The sequence below is a fragment of the Streptomyces sp. NPDC085937 genome, assembly GCF_044540535.1.
In the GTDB taxonomy this organism is placed as follows: Bacteria; Actinomycetota; Actinomycetes; order Streptomycetales; family Streptomycetaceae; genus Streptomyces.
The window spans coordinates 138,868-152,538 of sequence record NZ_JBITSH010000006.1 but is presented as its reverse complement, the minus strand read 5'-3'; the positions used below and the strand labels follow the sequence as shown (position 1 = coordinate 152,538).

The window sequence follows — 13,671 nt, the reverse complement described above, 5'->3', positions numbered from 1 at the left end:
CCGGTTCGAACCAGTCCCGGGCGGGCCCCACGACCGCCGCTACCAGGGAATCTGCCATGGAGACACCCGCGCACGAGAACAACGCCCCCACGCCCGCGCAGCGGGCCCTGGACACGCTGTCCGAGAACACGGAGGACACGGCTGCGCTGGACGCCCTGGCGAACAGTGACGTGCTGATCCCCGTCCCCGACGACGCGGGCGACCAGGAGGCCGCCGACCCCGGAGCCGTCGCGCTGCCGGTGCTGGACCAGCCGGGCGGCACCCAGGTGGTGCCCGTGTTCACCTCCGAGCTGGAGATGGCCGGGCTGCTCCCGTTCGTGTCCCGCTACCGCCTGGTCCCGCTCGGCGCCCTCGCCGCGCAGTGGCCGGCCGAGGACCTCTCCCTCACCATCGACGGCAGCTCCGACCACCGTCTGACCCTCACCTCGGAAGGGGTGCGCACGCTGCTCGCCCGCCCGTAGGGGCCCTTGCGCACGTCAGCCCCGGCCCGTTCCGCCCGCCACCGGGCAGGACGCGGGCCGGGGCTTCGTCGTCGGTCCGGTGCCGGTGCGGCCGGCACAGACGTTCAGTCGCCGAGGGTGCGGGCCAGGGCGGCGCGCTGGACCGGGAGCGTCTCGGCGTACAGTTCGCGGCCCCGCTCGGTCAGCTGCACGTAGACGCCGCGGCGGTCCGTCGGGCAGGTGCTGCGCTCGACCAGGCCGTTCTTCTCCAGCCGTGCGATGAGCCGGGACAGCGCGCTCTGGCTGAGGTGGACCCGGCCGACCAGGTTCTGCACCCGGCACAGCTCGCCGGGCGGGGGAGTGCTGGAGGCGAGCAGGTGCAGCACCTCGAAGTCGGAGGCGCCCAGGCCGTAGGGGTGCAGAGCGCGGTCGATCTCGCCCTGGGTGCGGGCGTGCACCGCGAGGATGTCCCGCCACCGTTCCTCGAGCCGCGCCTCGTCGGCCATTCCTGCCATACCGGCACCGTAACACTTGTTCGATATTCAATGAACGCGCCCGTATTCGATGAACGGCCCCGTCCGCCCCGGCCCGAGGACCGCTTCACCCGGCGACGGCGTGGTTCCGTCACCGGCGACACCGGCACTGTGGCCGGGAGCCACGGCCCCCGGTCATCGCTTGCGTGTTCAACTTCCGTGCCAGGCAAGGGGGTTGAGTCAGGAGAACGTGCCCGCAGTACGGGACACGGGGACCCCGGGCGCGGCACAGTGGGAGGGCGCCGCGAGACACGGAAGCCCGGCGTGGAGGTGGACGACATGCTGAGCACTCCCGCCGACGGGACACGACTGCGCATCCTCGCGTGGCTGGCCGAACCCGGCGCCGCCGAACGCGGCCTCACCGCGGACGACGTCGCCGGCCGGCTGGGCGTGACCCGCCCCGCCGCCGTCACCCACCTCCGGCTGCTCACCTCGCTCGGCCTGCTCCGCACCACCCCCGGCGACGACGGCGGCCCCCGCTACCTGCGCGACGAGATCCGCGTCGCCGAGGTGACCCGGCTCTTCGAGAAGGGCTGGTAGGTGTCGGCGGGGTCGTACGCGGGCCGGTCGCGCGCACCCTCACCGGGGTCGTTACGCTGATCCCCGAGCGAGTGGGAGACGTACGACGGTGACAGCCCCCGGAACCGAGGGACGCCGGGCCCGCTCCGCGGTTCGCGTCCAGACTCCCGTCGTCGCGGCGGTGGCGGTGGGCGGGGGAGCGGGAGCGGCGGCCCGGTACGCGGCCACCCTGTGGTGGGCCACTCCGGCCGGCGGATTCCCCTGGACGATCCTGTGCGTGAACGTCGTGGGGTGCGCCCTGATGGGCGTCCTCATGGTGGCCGTCACCGAGGCCCGCACCCCCCACCCGCTGCTCCGCCCGTTCCTCGGCACCGGAGTTCTCGGCGGCTTCACGACCTTCTCCACGTACGCGGTGGACATCCGCGGCCTGTTCGAGGAGGGCCGTCCGGGTCCCGCGTTCCTCTACCTCGCCCTCACCCCCGTGGTCGCGCTCACCGCCGTGTGGGCGGCCACGGCGGCCACCCGTCGCGTCCTCGTGCGGAGGCGGCCGTGACCTGGCTCCACGTGCTGCTCGGCGCGATGGTCGGAGCGCCCCTGCGCTATCTCACCGACCGGGCCGTGCAGGCGCGGCACGGCTCGGGGCTCCCCTGGGGGACCTTCACGGTCAACGTCGCCGGCAGTCTGGTCCTCGGCCTGGTCACCGGTGCGGCGGCCGCGGGCGCCGCGGGATCCGATCTCCAGCTGCTGCTCGGCACCGGCCTGTGCGGGGCGCTGACCACCTATTCGACCTTCTCCTACGAGACCCTCCGCCTGGTGGAGGGCGGCGCACGCGGTCACGCGGTGGCCAACGTCGTGGTGAGCACGGCGGCCGGCCTGGGCGCCGCCTACGCGGGGGCGGCGCTGGCCGGGGCGGTGTGGTCGTAGCGCGACCGGACCGGTTCCGGCAGCCGGCGGGGGTCAGCACCGGTTCCGGCAGTCGGAGGGAGTCAGCCGCCCGCCGTGCGCAGCGGCTCACCGACGTCCCGCAGATGGCGCAGTGCGGTGCGGTGCGAGGCGAGCAGCCCCGTCCGGCAGTACGGGATGCCCAGCTCGGCGCAGTACCGCTCGGTGATGACCTGCGCCTCGGCGAGGGCGGGCGTCGGCATGCTGGGGAAGAGGTGGTGCTCGATCTGGTAGTTGAGGCCGCCCATGAACACGTCGGTCAGCGGGCCGCCGTCGACGTTGCGGGAGGTGAGCACCTGGCGGCGCAGGAAGTCCAGCTCGGTCCCCTCCTCGATCATCGGCATGCCCTTGTGGTTCGGCGCGAACACCGAGCCGAGGTAGAGGCCGAACAGCCCTTGGTGAACGGCGAGGAAGACGAGCGCCTTGCCGGGGGAGAGGACCGAGAAAAGGCCGCCGAAATACACGACGAAATGCGCGACGAGCAGCGTCCCCTCCAGCACCGGCCGTTTCATCGACGGGCTGCGCAGCGCCTTGAAACTGCTGAAACTCAAATTCAATCCCTCAAGGGTCAGCAGCGGAAAGAAAAGGGCCGCCTGGTGTTTCCCGATGAACCGGGCGGGCCCTTTGGCCCGGCGTGCCTGTCCCCGTGACCACACGATGATGTCCGGCGCGACGTCCGGGTCCTTGCTCTCGTGATTCGGGTTGGCGTGGTGGCGGGTGTGCTTGTTCATCCACCAGCCGTAACTCATCCCGAGGAGCACGTCGGCCACCAGCAGACCGCCTGTCTCGCTGGGGCGCCGGCGGGAGAACACCTGGCGGTGGGCCAGGTCGTGCGCCGCCAGACCGAGCTGCCCGAACACCAGGGCAAGGACGGCGGCGACGAGCAGCTGACTCCAGCTGTCGCCCAGCACGAGGAAGGCGGCGACGCTCCCGGCGAGCGTCAGACCCACGGCGGTGAACCGGACCGTGTAGTACAGCGGACGGCGTCGGAGCAGGCCCGCGTCGGCCATGCGCCGTGACAGCTCCGAGAAATCACTTCCTCGTCCCGCTCCTTCATCCCGCGCGCTGTTCCGCCCGTTTCTCTGTCGCCCTGTTTCCTTTTCCCCTTCACTTGAGGAAGGGGTGCCGGTCAGTACCGTCGAATTGGCCATACGGTTCAGTATGGGAACGATTTTGCCCGCGAAGAATGGCGGTGGCCCCCCAGTGGAACGCGGGTCACCCCCCGGGGGACGGGGTGGTGGCCCCCGCGCCGGGGGTGTGGTTCGCCCCACCCCCGCCCGCCCCCGCTTGACAGTGCCGACGGCCGCCGCGCACCATCGGGCTCGTGAACCTGTCAGACAGCCAGACAGGTGGTGCGGTACCCCGGCGCGTCAGCGCGATGGAGGCGGTGCTCGCCCACCTCCGCGACGCGATCGAGCGCGGCGAGTACGCGATCGGCGACAAGCTCCCCTCCGAGGCGGAGCTGTGCCGCGGCCTCGCGGTCTCCCGCCCGGTGCTGCGGGAGGCGCTGCGGGCCCTGCAGACCATGGGCCTGACCGTGTCCCGCACCGGCAAGGGCACCTTCGTGGTGGCCGACGCGGTTCAGGACGCCACCTTCGGCGACTTCACGGCCGGGGACCTCATGGAGGTGCGCCGGCACATCGAGATCCCGGTCGCCGGATACGCGGCCCTGCGCCGCACCCCTGAGGACGTGGACCAGCTGCGGAACCTGCTGGAGCGGATGGAGCGGGAGACCGACACCACCGCCTGGGTGGCCATGGACACCCTCTTCCACCTCGCCGTGGCCGAGGCCGCCCACAACCCGGTGTTCCGGCGGGTCCTCGAGGAGATCCGGGACGCGCTGGCCCGCCAGTCCGCCTTCCTCAACGAACTCGGCGGGCGCCGCGCGCAGTCCGACTGCGAACATCGGGCGATCGTCGAGGCGCTGGCCGACGGCTCCGAGCCGGACGCCGTCCGGGCCATGACCCACCACCTCGACCGTGTCGAGACGACCCTGACCGACCTCGTGCGCTCCGCGCGCACGCCGGGCCCGCGCACCACCCCCGCGCCGGTCCACCACCACAACACGCAGGCAGTGTGATGCTCAGCAGTCTCCCCGCGGACGCACCCCCGATCCGCGAACCCCTCCACGCCCCCGTCGCCCACCTGATACGCGGCGGCGTGGTGGAAGGCGTCCATTACGGCTCCGTCGTCGTCCTCGACGGCGACGGCCGGGTCCGGTTCCGTCTAGGTGACCCCGAGGCCGCCTTCTACCCGCGCTCCGCGCTCAAGCCCCTGCAGGCGGTCGCCATGGTCCGCGCGGGCCTCCCGCTCGACGGCGAACTGCTGTCGCTGGCGGCGGCCAGCCACTCCGGCGAGGAACGGCACCTCGCCGGCACCCGGCGCGTCCTCGCACGCGCCGGGCTGGCCGAGGACCGTCTGCTCAACGTGCCCGACCTGCCCTTCGACCCCGTCGTGCGGGACACCTGGGTGCGTGCGGGCCGGGCCCCGTCCCGGCTCGCCCAGAACTGCTCCGGCAAGCACGCCGCGATGCTGTACACGGCGAAGCTGAACGGCTGGTCGCTCGACGACTACCTCGACCCCGCGCACCCCCTGCAGAGGGTGATCGCCGAGACGGTCGAGGACCTCACCGGCCGGCGTGTCGCCGCGGTCACCGTCGACGGCTGTGGCGCCCCGCTGTTCGCGGTCTCCCTGGAGGGCCTGGCCCGCGCCGCCGCCCGTATCACCACGGCGGCGCCCGGCACCCCCGAGGCCCGGGTCGCCGACGCGATGCGCGCGCACGCCGAGATGGCGTCCGGCTCCGGCCGGGACGTGGCCGCGCTGATGCGGTCCGTGCCGGGGCTGCTCGCCAAGGACGGTTTCGAGGGTGTCCAGGTGGCCGCACTGCCCGACGGCCGGGCGGTCGCCGTCAAGATCGCCGACGGCGCCGGACGCGCCCGCATCCCGGTGGCCGCGGCGGCCCTCGCCCAGGCGGGCGTGGACCCGGCCCTGCTCGCCGACTTCACGGGCGAGACGGTCCTGGGCGGCGGCAGGCCGGTCGGCGGCATCCGTCCGGTCCACGCACTGGACGGGACGGGCGCCCCGGTCCGCGTGTAGGGCCTGTCCGGCGGAGCAAGCCGGGGGGGAAGCGGCGGCACTGTGCAGCCCTGGCGAGCGGTGTGCCGACGCCGGTTCCGGCCGGGCCGACCGGTCAGGTGTCCGCCGCGCCGGCTTTCGCCTGGCGCTGCAACGCCGGGGCGTCTGCGTCCGGTGGGGCCCGGGGAGGCGTGCGGGGGCGGTCGTCAGTCCTTCGGGACCGGGCCCCACCGCAGGCGCAGGAACACCGCCACCCCCGCTCCGCCCAGCAGCGCGGCCCCGGCGATCGTCCAGGTCACCGGGCGCTCGTCGGCGTCGTCCCGGCGGGGCGCGGGCAGGGCCACGGTGTCCGCCTCCGGGCCGCCCGGCGGGCCGGCGCGCAGGGCGTCCAGCGAGCCCACCGGTTGGACCCGTCCGGCCGCCTCGAAGCCCCAGTCCAGGAGCGAGCGCGCCTCCTCGTACACCGCGTGCCCGTCGTCCGACCGGGGGTTCATCACCGTGGCCACCAGCGTGCGGTCACCGCGTCGCGCGGCGGCGACCAGCGTGTTGCCGGCGTTGCTGGTGTAGCCGTTCTTGACCCCGATCAGCCCCCGGTACGGAGTGACCCCGTCCGCCCCCGTCAGCAGGCGGTTGGTGTTCACGATCGGGTAGTGGCCGCCGTCGCGGGCCGGAAAGCTGGCCTCCGCCCTGGCGCAGTACGTCGCGAACTCCGGGCTGCGCAGCCCCGCGCGGCCGAACACCGCCAGGTCGAACGCGGAGGACACCTGGCCCGGGGCGTCGTACCCGTCGGGCGACTTCACCCGGGTGTCCCGGGCCCCCAGGGCACGCGCCTTCTCCTCCATCCGTTCGGCCGTGACCCGCCACCCCCCGCTGAGCGCCGCCAGGACCCGCACGGCGTCGTTGCCGGAGTTGAGGAAGACCCCGTTCCACAGGTCCGAGACGCGGTACGACCGGTTCTCGGCGACACCGACGAGACTGCTCCCCGGCCCGATACCCTCCAGCTCCTCGGGGCGGACGCGGTGCCGGATGCCGGACGGCAGGGCCGGCATCACGGTCAACGCGAACAGTGTCTTGAGGGTGCTGGCCGGAGGCAGCCTGCGGTGCGCGTCGTGCGCCGCCAGCACCTCGCCGGTGCCGGCGTCGGCGACCAGCCACGAGCGGGCGGACAGGTCCGGGACCTCGGGCGCCCCCGCACGCGGGCGGACGTGTGTGCCGGGCCGGTACAGCAGGGACGCGGGAGCGTCCGTCGTCCGCGGCCCGGGGTCGGCACCGGGCCCGGTCGTCGCCGCGGCGGGCGCCAGCGCCAGCAGGCCCGCGGCGCAGAGCGCACACCCCGACACGGCAGCCCGCGAAGCAAATCCGATAGTCATACCGCAAACGTAGGAATCGGCCCCCCGAACACCGTGCTGCCCCGGCCGCGAGCCGCCCGCGAGCACCCGGATGCCCCACACGGCACCCGCCGGGCCACCAGGCGCGCCCGCTCACGGGCAGCCCGGCGCCGCACCGGGCGGCCGTACGGTTCAGGCTCTAGGCTGAGCGGATGTTCAGCCCCGAAGGCCCTCGTCTGAGCGAACTCGTCGCCCAGGCACTGTCGTCCGTCGAGCGCGGCTACGACCTCCTCGCCCCGAAGTTCGACCACACCCCCTTCCGTACTCCCGACTCGGTGCTGGACGCCACCGTCTCCGCGCTGCTGGACTCCGGGTCCTACGGCACCGGCCTGGACGTGTGCTGCGGCACCGGCGCGGGCGTGGACGTGCTGCGGCAGGTGTGCCGGGACACCGTCACCGGTGTGGACTTCAGTGCCGGGATGCTCGACGTCGCCCGCGCGCGCACCCGGCCGGCCGGACCCGAGGTCTCCTGGGTGCGGGCGGACGCGCGGGCGCTGCCGTTCGGACCGGAGTTCGACCTCGCGGTCAGCTTCGGCGCGTTCGGCCACTTCCTGCCGCGCGAGATGCCGCGGCTGTTCGCCCAGGTGTACGGGGCGCTGCGGCCCGGCGGCCGGTTCGTCTTCCCGGTGGTCGCACCACCCCGGCCCGGCTCCGTCACCCACGCGATGCTCCTGGGGTTCGACACCGCCATGCGGGTGCGGAACGCCGTGTGGCGGCCGCCGTTCGTCATGTACTACCGCGCCGTCCGCTTCGGTGACCTGTGGCACGGGCTGGAACGAGCCGGGTTCCGCGTCGCGTTCTGGCCGCTCCCCGAGTTCGGCCGACGGCGGGACGGAAGCCCGAAGGTGCGCCTGATCGTCGCCGAACGGCCGGAGGACTGAGGGGCCGGAGGGCTGAAGGGCCGGGAGAGGGCGGACGGAGGCCCTCCGCATCTGTGGGTTGGGGTTTCCAACTCGATCCCCGCATTGCGTTGGGTTTTCCAACTCACCTGGCTAGGGTGGGTCGCGTGACGACGACTTCGTATGACGCGACGCGCATCGACTCCCGCTGGTGGTCCTGGGAAGGCATGCACGGGGGCTGGGTCGCCGGAGCGGCACTGACCGCCGTGCGGGGCTCGTTCGCGGGCGGGGCGCAGCCGGTCCGCTCACTCACCACGCACTTCCTGGCCCCCGTCGGGACCGGGCCGCTCAGCTTCTCCGGGACGGCACCCGCGACCGGCCGGCGCACCTCCACCTGCGTCTTCACCGGACATCAGGACGGCGAGCCGGTGATCCTCGGCTCGGCGCTGTTCGGACCGTCCCGCACCGGCCCCGCGTACGCCGGGCTCGCCGCCCCGGAGGTGCCCGAACCGGACGACTGTCTCCCCCTGGAGCTGCCCGCCGACCTCGCGCCCTTCGCCCGCCAGCTGGAGATACGCCCCGGCACCGGTGATCTCCCGCTGGCCGCGGGACCTCGCGCCGAACTCGTCGCGTGGGTGCGCTTCCGGGACGACCGGCCCCTGGACGCGGCGGCCGTCACCACGCTCACGGACGTCATGCCGCCCGCCCTGTACGCCCACTGGAGCGCGCCCCGGCCGGTCCCCACCGCCGAGCTGACCGTGCACTTCTCGGATGCCCTGGACGACGGGGCGCCGTACGGCTGGAGTCTGGTCCGCATCCGCTGCGACCACGCGGGCGGCGGCTGGGCGGTGGACGACAGCGCGGTGTGGTCGCGGGACCGGACCCTGCTGGCGGCGGCCCGGCAGGCGCGCGTGGTGCGTGGCCCGACGCCCCCTCAGACGGCGGCCGGCATCATGAACTCGTAGACCAGCACGTCCTGCTGGGTGTCCATGACCAGCTCGGTGAGCTCCAGCGGCCGGGCGTACTGGTCGTGCACCCGCCGGGTCACCCGGACCGACGGGGTGCCCGCGAGCCGGGTGATCGTGTCCCGGTGGTGCAGCGACAGACCCGCCCGGCGCATCCAGTCGTAGGCCCGGCGCAGCTCTGCGGCGCCGGTGCCGTCGGCCCGGTCCCGGTAGCGCGCCAGTTCCTCGACCTCCGCCAGCACCACGGCGGAAAACGATGTCACCGCGGTCCGCTGCTCGCGCCCGTCGGCCGACGAGGACCAGTACCGGTGCATCAGGGTCGGCCGGCCCGGGGCGAGCCCCAGCGGCTCGGCGTGCCCCGCCGGCGGGACCTCCCAGGTGACGGTGGCCCGGGCCACCGTGTCCCGCCCGGCGCGCCGCGCCCCGAGCGGGAAGCCCGCGGCGGCCGGTGCCTCCACCGGCTCGCCGGGCAGCGCCGCATGGCTGCCGCGCCGGTCCGTGGCGACCAGCCCGTCCCGCCGCAGCACCTGCAGCGCCTGCCGTACGGTCTCCCGGCTGACGCCGAAGTGCTCGGCCAACTGCCGCTCGCCGGGCAGCCTTTCGCCGGGCGGGATGGTGCCGGTGCGCAGCTCGCCGAGCAGTGCCGTGGCGATCCGTTGGTACAGCGGCTCCCCGTCGGTGGGCGAGTGGTCGCCGACGACGTGATCGTGCGGGGTGGTGCGGGCCATACCGCGCCCTCCTGTTGGTGACGTACCGTGGCCGTGCCGGCTCGTTGAGCCATCACATCTACCATTGGTCTACACCAACAGGAAGGGTGGTCCGGCAGTTCGGCCGGAACCGTGCGGTGCCCCGGGGTGCGTCAGGCGTACGCGCGCATCCAGCGCACCTTCACCGCCTCCTGGTAGGGGCCGCCGCCCTCGTGGTCGTTGAACTCGTACACCTCGATGGTCTTGTCCTCGTGCGCCCACGCGTTGAAGGCGCCGAAGACCGTGGACGGCGGGCACGTCTGGTCCTCCAGGGCCGCCGAGAACAGGGCGGGGGCGTTGCCGCGGGCGGCGAAGTGCACGCCGTCGAAGTAGGACAGGGTGCGCAGGACGTCCGCCGAACGGCCCCGGTGGGTCTTGAGGAACGAGCCGATCTCCCGGTACGGGTTGCGGTCCGTGAGCGTCGTGGCGCGCGGGAAGTCGCACAGGAACGGCACGTCCGGCGCGACGGCCGCCAGGTCCGGAACCAGGCCGCCCACCGCGAGGGTGATGCCCCCGCCCTGGCTCCCGCCGACCGCCACGGTGCGGCTCGCGTCCGTCAGCGGGTGCGACCGAGCCGCCTCCACCGCGCGCACCGCGTCGGTGAACACCCGCCGGTAGTAGTAGTTCTCGGGCGCCTCGATGCCGCGCGTCATGAAACCGGCGAACGCCGGTCCGCCGCCGCCGACCGGGTCCGCGGTGCCGCCGCCCCCGCCCCAGGCGCTGCCCTGTCCGCGGGTGTCCATCACGAAGTGCGCGCGGCCCGTCGACGCCCACAGCAGGTGCTCGTGCGGCAGGCCCCGGCCGCCGCCGTACCCGACGAACTCGACCACCAGCGGCAGCGGCGCGCCGGCCCCGGCGGGCAGGACCAGCCAGCCCTTGACCGGGTGACCGCCGAACCCGGCGAACGTCACGTCGAGGACCTCCACGGTGGACAGTCCCGTGTCGACCGGCTCGAAACGGGCGTCCAGGTCGTGCCGGCGTGCCTCCTCCAGCGTCGCGGACCAGAACGCGTCGAAGTCCTCGGGCGCCGTGGACGTGCTGCGGTACGCGCGCAGTTTGTCGAGGGAGAGGTCGAACAGGGCCATCAGTGACCGCCTTCGGGAAGGGACCGTGCGAAGCGAGGACACGTTACGTGGATCATCCGGCGCGTCGCCAGGGTCCCTTGCGAAAAGGCCAGGTTAGAGGCGTGGAAAGCGATTGCTGTCGGGGCCGTCCCGCGATCCGGGGCGGCCCCGTTCGGCGGGTCGGATGCCGCGGTGGGTCGGACGCCGAGGTGGTCGGACGCCGAGGTGGTCAGACGCCGAGGTGGTCAGACGCCGCGGTGGGTCCACCGCGGCCCGGTGCGGGCCCAGGCGCGGTCCCATTCCTCGAGCCTGCGGCGCAGTGCCACCCGCCGCACCGCCCGGTGCGCGAGCAGCAGCACCGCCGCCGTGCCGCCACCGGCCAGCGTGCCCATGCCGACGCCGTACTGCCACACCGACGCGTCGTCGACCGGCGGCAGGACCTCGCGGCCCCGGGAGTCCAGCCAGACGTGCACCGTGTCGCCGGGGCGTACGTGCGCCGGGACGCGGGCCACCGTCGTACGTGTCCCCTCGTCCGGCGCAGCCCAGCGCACGGCCGCCCGGACGGCGTTCCGTCCGCCCGAGCCGGACGCGGGGCCCGCCCTCGACGGACGTTCCACGACCTCGGCGCGCACCCGGTGGCGCTCGGCGCGCTGCTCGTCGGCGGCCGCCCGTGCGTCCCCGTACGCCCAGCGAGTGGTGAGCACCCCCGCCAGCGGGGCCGCCAGGCACAGCAACACCGCGACGGAAAGTGCCGTCCACGCCTCGACGACGTCCGAGCGGCGGCAGAGCGCGCCGCGCCGCCGGGCGCTCAGCACTCGCGTCAGCATCTCGACCTCCCCTGCCGTCCCCGGCGGCCGAGGGGACGAAGGCCGAGCGGGGCGGCGGACCCAGCGGCTCCGGGACACGGCTCACGGCACGCGCGGAACAGTCCGGGGCGGGTGCCCCGGCGGCGGGCGCGCGAAACGACGGCTGCCCGGCCCGGGCGGGCAGGGACGGACGGCCGGCTGGGACCTGGGATCTGGGGCCGGTCCGGGTCAGCCGAAGCGCTCGATGCGGATGTGCTCCACGGGCTGCCCGGCGGCCACCAGCAGCCTGGAGGCGTGCTCGGCGAAGGAGTTGGAACCGCACACATAGGCTTCCCACCCACCGGCGGGCTGTTCGGCCAGGAGCGCCGCCACATGTGCGGCGGCCATACGTCCCACGGGCACACCCGACGGAGCGCTCCGGGTGAACACCGCGGTGGTCTCCGCGCCGTACTCGCGTCCGTAGATCAGGTCCTCGGGGCCGCGCGCCGACACCAGCAGACGCAGTGGGACGGTCAGGCCGCGCGCGCGGTGGTGCCGCACCATCGACATCAGGGGGACCACGCCCGATCCCGCCCCCAGCAGCAGCGCGGGCCGGTCGCCCGGCCAGGCGAAGAAGCCGCTGAGCGGACCGCGCATCTCGATCCGGTCGCCCGGGCGGGCCACCGTGTGGAACCAGCCCGACACCTCGCCGTCCGGCACGTGGTCCAAGGTCAGTTCGATGTGCCCGGAGTCGTCCGGCGCCGAGGCGATCGAGTAGTGGCGCTGCGCCGTGTATCCGTCCCCGGCGGTCAGCCGCACCATCAGGTGCTGCCCGGGCACATGCCCCGGCCAGCCCGGTACCGCGAACCGGAACGTCGACGCGCGGGGCGTCTCGCGGCGGATCTCCGTGAGGGTGGCCGTCCGCCACACCGACGCGGTCCGCTCGCTCACCCCGATGCGCCCGGGCACCGCGAACCGCGTCACCGGCGCCTGAGGCCCGGTCAATGCCCGAGTGATCCGCTGTGTCAGTTGCTCAGTCACCGGAGTACCGCTGCTCCTCCCACGGGTTGCCCCGCGCGTGATAGCCGTTGCCCTCCCAGAAGCCCGGCTCGTCGTGGTCCAGCAGCCGCAGCCCGGCGATCCACTTGGCGCTCTTCCAGAAGTACAGGTGCGGCACGATCAGCCGCGCCGGTCCGCCGTGCTCGGCGGGCAGCGGCTCGCCGCCGTACTCCCAGGCGATCCAGGCGCGCCCGCCGGTCACGTCGGCGAGGGGGAGGTTCGTGGTGTACCCGGTGTGCGCGTACGCCACCACGTGCGTGGCCGACGGCAGGGGCCGCACCCGCTCCAGGAACGCGTCCAGCGAGACACCGCCGAACCGCACCCCGAACTTCGACCAGCTCGTCACACAGTGGATGTCACCCTCGTACGCCGACGCGGGCAGCGCGTGGGCCTGCTCCCAGTCCCAGGTGCGGGGCTCGGCGACCAGGCCGTCGATCCGGAAGGTCCAGTCCTCGGGGGCCAGGTCGGGGGTGACCTCTGCGGACAGGACGGGCCACTCGTCCCCCGCGTCGTACTGGCCGGGCGGCAGCCCGGGGTTGTGCACGCGAGGACGGCCGGTGAAGCCTCGGGTGATGTTCACGTGATCGGCGTTTCCGTTGCGACTGGTGCTCAGTGTTTCCGCTGACCAACGGTACGCGGTGTCCGTGCCCCGCACGGCACGGGGCGGTGCGCTCCGCGTGGGCGCACGGGCCGGGCGCTCGTCGTCCGGTGCCCGGGTCAGTCCTCCCGCGCCGCGCGGCCCGGAGGCGTGACCGGCCCGGTCGTCCCCAGACCGGACCGGGCGTTGTAGCGCACGAGGTACCCGGCGAACCGGCGCAGGTCCTCCTCCGGCCAGTCCGCCAGCCGCTCCCCGAAGGCCGCGCGCCGGCGCTCGGTGACATCGGCCAGGATGCTGCGGCCGGCCGCCGTCAGCCGCACCACCTGCACGCGGTGGTCGGCGGGGTCCGGGCGCCGCTCCACCAGACCGGACCGCTCCAGGGCGGTCACCTGACGGCTCACCGTCGACTTGTCCAGCGCGTAGTGGGCGGCGAGATCGGTGGCCCGGCATCCGCCGCTCGTCTCCAGATGCCCCAGCAGCGTGTACGACACGAGCGACAGCTCGGGGTGCATGCGCCCGGCCGAGGCGCGGGCCCGGCGGGCGAACACCGTCATCTCCCGCTGGATGGTCTCCACGGCGTCCCGCGCGTCCCCGGACTTCTCCGCCTCGTCCGCTGATCTCCCCGCTTCGTCCGCTGACTTCCCCGCCTCGTCCGCGTCCACCCCGCACCTCCCCTCCGCCCTGCCCGAAACGGTCCTGAAGGCACCGTACCGCCGTG

17 protein-coding genes are annotated in these 13,671 nt (G+C 74.0%); 8 read left to right on the top strand and 9 right to left on the bottom strand.

Features of this window, described 5'->3' with window-relative positions; translation table 11 throughout:
- Nucleotides 1-56: 56 nt before the first annotated feature.
- Nucleotides 57-461, top strand: a complete 405-nt coding sequence (locus ACIF8S_RS15290) for an SseB family protein (RefSeq protein WP_399999608.1) — start codon at nt 57-59, stop codon at nt 459-461.
- 104 nt (nt 462-565) lie between these two features.
- Here the strand turns inward: ACIF8S_RS15290 and ACIF8S_RS15285 are convergent, their stop codons facing one another.
- Nucleotides 566-955: a MarR family transcriptional regulator gene (locus ACIF8S_RS15285; protein WP_349799318.1), complete on the bottom strand. Its 390-nt coding sequence runs from the start codon at nt 953-955 to the stop codon at nt 566-568.
- A 297-nt stretch (nt 956-1,252) separates the two neighbouring features.
- On the opposite strand from ACIF8S_RS15285, the gene ACIF8S_RS15280 reads away from it, so the two are divergent.
- From ACIF8S_RS15280 to crcB (ACIF8S_RS15270), 3 genes are all read left to right on the top strand, one after another.
- Nucleotides 1,253-1,513 carry a helix-turn-helix domain-containing protein gene (locus tag ACIF8S_RS15280; RefSeq protein WP_399999607.1) on the top strand — a complete coding sequence of 87 codons (261 nt, stop codon included), beginning with the start codon at nt 1,253-1,255 and terminating at the stop codon, nt 1,511-1,513.
- An 88-nt stretch (nt 1,514-1,601) separates the two neighbouring features.
- Nucleotides 1,602-2,045, top strand: coding sequence for a fluoride efflux transporter CrcB (gene crcB / locus ACIF8S_RS15275; protein ID WP_399999606.1), 444 nt, complete (start codon nt 1,602-1,604; stop codon nt 2,043-2,045).
- A complete protein-coding gene (gene crcB / locus ACIF8S_RS15270) occupies nt 2,042-2,416 on the top strand; it encodes a fluoride efflux transporter CrcB (protein ID WP_399999605.1) in 375 nt (124 codons plus the stop codon). The genes crcB (ACIF8S_RS15275) and crcB (ACIF8S_RS15270) overlap by 4 nt, the downstream gene beginning before the upstream one ends.
- Before the next feature lie 62 nt (nt 2,417-2,478).
- Here crcB (ACIF8S_RS15270) and ACIF8S_RS15265 read toward each other — a convergent pair whose 3' ends face one another.
- Nucleotides 2,479-3,567, bottom strand: coding sequence for a fatty acid desaturase family protein (locus ACIF8S_RS15265; protein WP_399999816.1), 1,089 nt, complete (start codon nt 3,565-3,567; stop codon nt 2,479-2,481).
- Nucleotides 3,568-3,758: 191 nt separating this feature from the next.
- Between ACIF8S_RS15265 and ACIF8S_RS15260 the strand changes: the two genes are divergently transcribed.
- Nucleotides 3,759-4,514, top strand: coding sequence for a FadR/GntR family transcriptional regulator (locus ACIF8S_RS15260; protein WP_399999604.1), 756 nt, complete (start codon nt 3,759-3,761; stop codon nt 4,512-4,514).
- Nucleotides 4,514-5,530, top strand: a complete 1,017-nt coding sequence (locus tag ACIF8S_RS15255) for an asparaginase (RefSeq protein WP_399999603.1) — start codon at nt 4,514-4,516, stop codon at nt 5,528-5,530. The genes ACIF8S_RS15260 and ACIF8S_RS15255 overlap by 1 nt, the downstream gene beginning before the upstream one ends.
- Before the next feature lie 185 nt (nt 5,531-5,715).
- Here the strand turns inward: ACIF8S_RS15255 and ACIF8S_RS15250 are convergent, their stop codons facing one another.
- Nucleotides 5,716-6,879 (bottom strand): D-alanyl-D-alanine carboxypeptidase family protein, encoded by a 1,164-nt coding sequence (locus tag ACIF8S_RS15250; protein ID WP_399999602.1) that lies wholly within the window; start codon nt 6,877-6,879, stop codon nt 5,716-5,718.
- Between the two features lie 170 nt (nt 6,880-7,049).
- Here ACIF8S_RS15250 and ACIF8S_RS15245 point away from each other — a divergent pair, with 170 nt between their 5' ends.
- Both ACIF8S_RS15245 and ACIF8S_RS15240 read left to right on the top strand, forming a co-directional pair.
- Nucleotides 7,050-7,778 (top strand): class I SAM-dependent methyltransferase, encoded by a 729-nt coding sequence (locus ACIF8S_RS15245; protein WP_399999601.1) that lies wholly within the window; start codon nt 7,050-7,052, stop codon nt 7,776-7,778.
- A gap of 125 nt (nt 7,779-7,903) precedes the next feature.
- The gene (locus tag ACIF8S_RS15240; RefSeq protein WP_399999600.1) at nt 7,904-8,701 is read left to right on the top strand and encodes an acyl-CoA thioesterase; all 798 of its coding nucleotides are present in this window, start codon (nt 7,904-7,906) and stop codon (nt 8,699-8,701) included.
- Here the strand turns inward: ACIF8S_RS15240 and ACIF8S_RS15235 are convergent.
- From ACIF8S_RS15235 to ACIF8S_RS15210, 6 genes are all read right to left on the bottom strand, one after another.
- A complete protein-coding gene (locus ACIF8S_RS15235; protein WP_399999599.1) occupies nt 8,671-9,429 on the bottom strand; it encodes a GntR family transcriptional regulator in 759 nt (252 codons plus the stop codon). The two genes, ACIF8S_RS15240 and ACIF8S_RS15235, sit on opposite strands and share 31 nt — an antisense overlap.
- Nucleotides 9,430-9,560: 131 nt before the next feature.
- A complete protein-coding gene (locus tag ACIF8S_RS15230) occupies nt 9,561-10,532 on the bottom strand; it encodes an acetylxylan esterase (protein WP_399999598.1) in 972 nt (323 codons plus the stop codon).
- Nucleotides 10,533-10,756: 224 nt separating this feature from the next.
- The gene (locus ACIF8S_RS15225; RefSeq protein ID WP_399999597.1) at nt 10,757-11,338 is read right to left on the bottom strand and encodes a hypothetical protein; all 582 of its coding nucleotides are present in this window, start codon (nt 11,336-11,338) and stop codon (nt 10,757-10,759) included.
- A 207-nt stretch (nt 11,339-11,545) separates the two neighbouring features.
- Nucleotides 11,546-12,301 (bottom strand): ferredoxin reductase, encoded by a 756-nt coding sequence (locus ACIF8S_RS15220; RefSeq protein ID WP_399999596.1) that lies wholly within the window; start codon nt 12,299-12,301, stop codon nt 11,546-11,548.
- Nucleotides 12,302-12,329: 28 nt separating this feature from the next.
- The gene (locus tag ACIF8S_RS15215) at nt 12,330-12,935 is read right to left on the bottom strand and encodes a sulfite oxidase-like oxidoreductase (RefSeq protein WP_349799293.1); all 606 of its coding nucleotides are present in this window, start codon (nt 12,933-12,935) and stop codon (nt 12,330-12,332) included.
- Nucleotides 12,936-13,072: 137 nt separating this feature from the next.
- On the bottom strand, nt 13,073-13,507 hold the full coding sequence (locus tag ACIF8S_RS15210; protein ID WP_399999815.1) for a MarR family winged helix-turn-helix transcriptional regulator: 435 nt from the start codon (nt 13,505-13,507) through the stop codon (nt 13,073-13,075).
- Between the last annotated feature and the right edge of the window lie 164 nt (nt 13,508-13,671).

Coding starts and splice junctions, on each gene's coding strand:
- ACIF8S_RS15290 (WP_399999608.1), top strand. CDS start 57: ATGGAGACACCCGCGCACGAGAACAACGCCCCCACGCCCGCGCAGCGG.
- ACIF8S_RS15285 (WP_349799318.1), bottom strand. CDS start 955: ATGGCAGGAATGGCCGACGAGGCGCGGCTCGAGGAACGGTGGCGGGAC.
- ACIF8S_RS15280 (WP_399999607.1), top strand. CDS start 1,253: ATGCTGAGCACTCCCGCCGACGGGACACGACTGCGCATCCTCGCGTGG.
- ACIF8S_RS15255 (WP_399999603.1), top strand. CDS start 4,514: ATGCTCAGCAGTCTCCCCGCGGACGCACCCCCGATCCGCGAACCCCTC.
- ACIF8S_RS15250 (WP_399999602.1), bottom strand. CDS start 6,879: ATGACTATCGGATTTGCTTCGCGGGCTGCCGTGTCGGGGTGTGCGCTC.
- ACIF8S_RS15245 (WP_399999601.1), top strand. CDS start 7,050: ATGTTCAGCCCCGAAGGCCCTCGTCTGAGCGAACTCGTCGCCCAGGCA.
- ACIF8S_RS15235 (WP_399999599.1), bottom strand. CDS start 9,429: ATGGCCCGCACCACCCCGCACGATCACGTCGTCGGCGACCACTCGCCC.
- ACIF8S_RS15230 (WP_399999598.1), bottom strand. CDS start 10,532: ATGGCCCTGTTCGACCTCTCCCTCGACAAACTGCGCGCGTACCGCAGC.
- ACIF8S_RS15225 (WP_399999597.1), bottom strand. CDS start 11,338: ATGCTGACGCGAGTGCTGAGCGCCCGGCGGCGCGGCGCGCTCTGCCGC.
- ACIF8S_RS15210 (WP_399999815.1), bottom strand. CDS start 13,507: ATGACGGTGTTCGCCCGCCGGGCCCGCGCCTCGGCCGGGCGCATGCAC.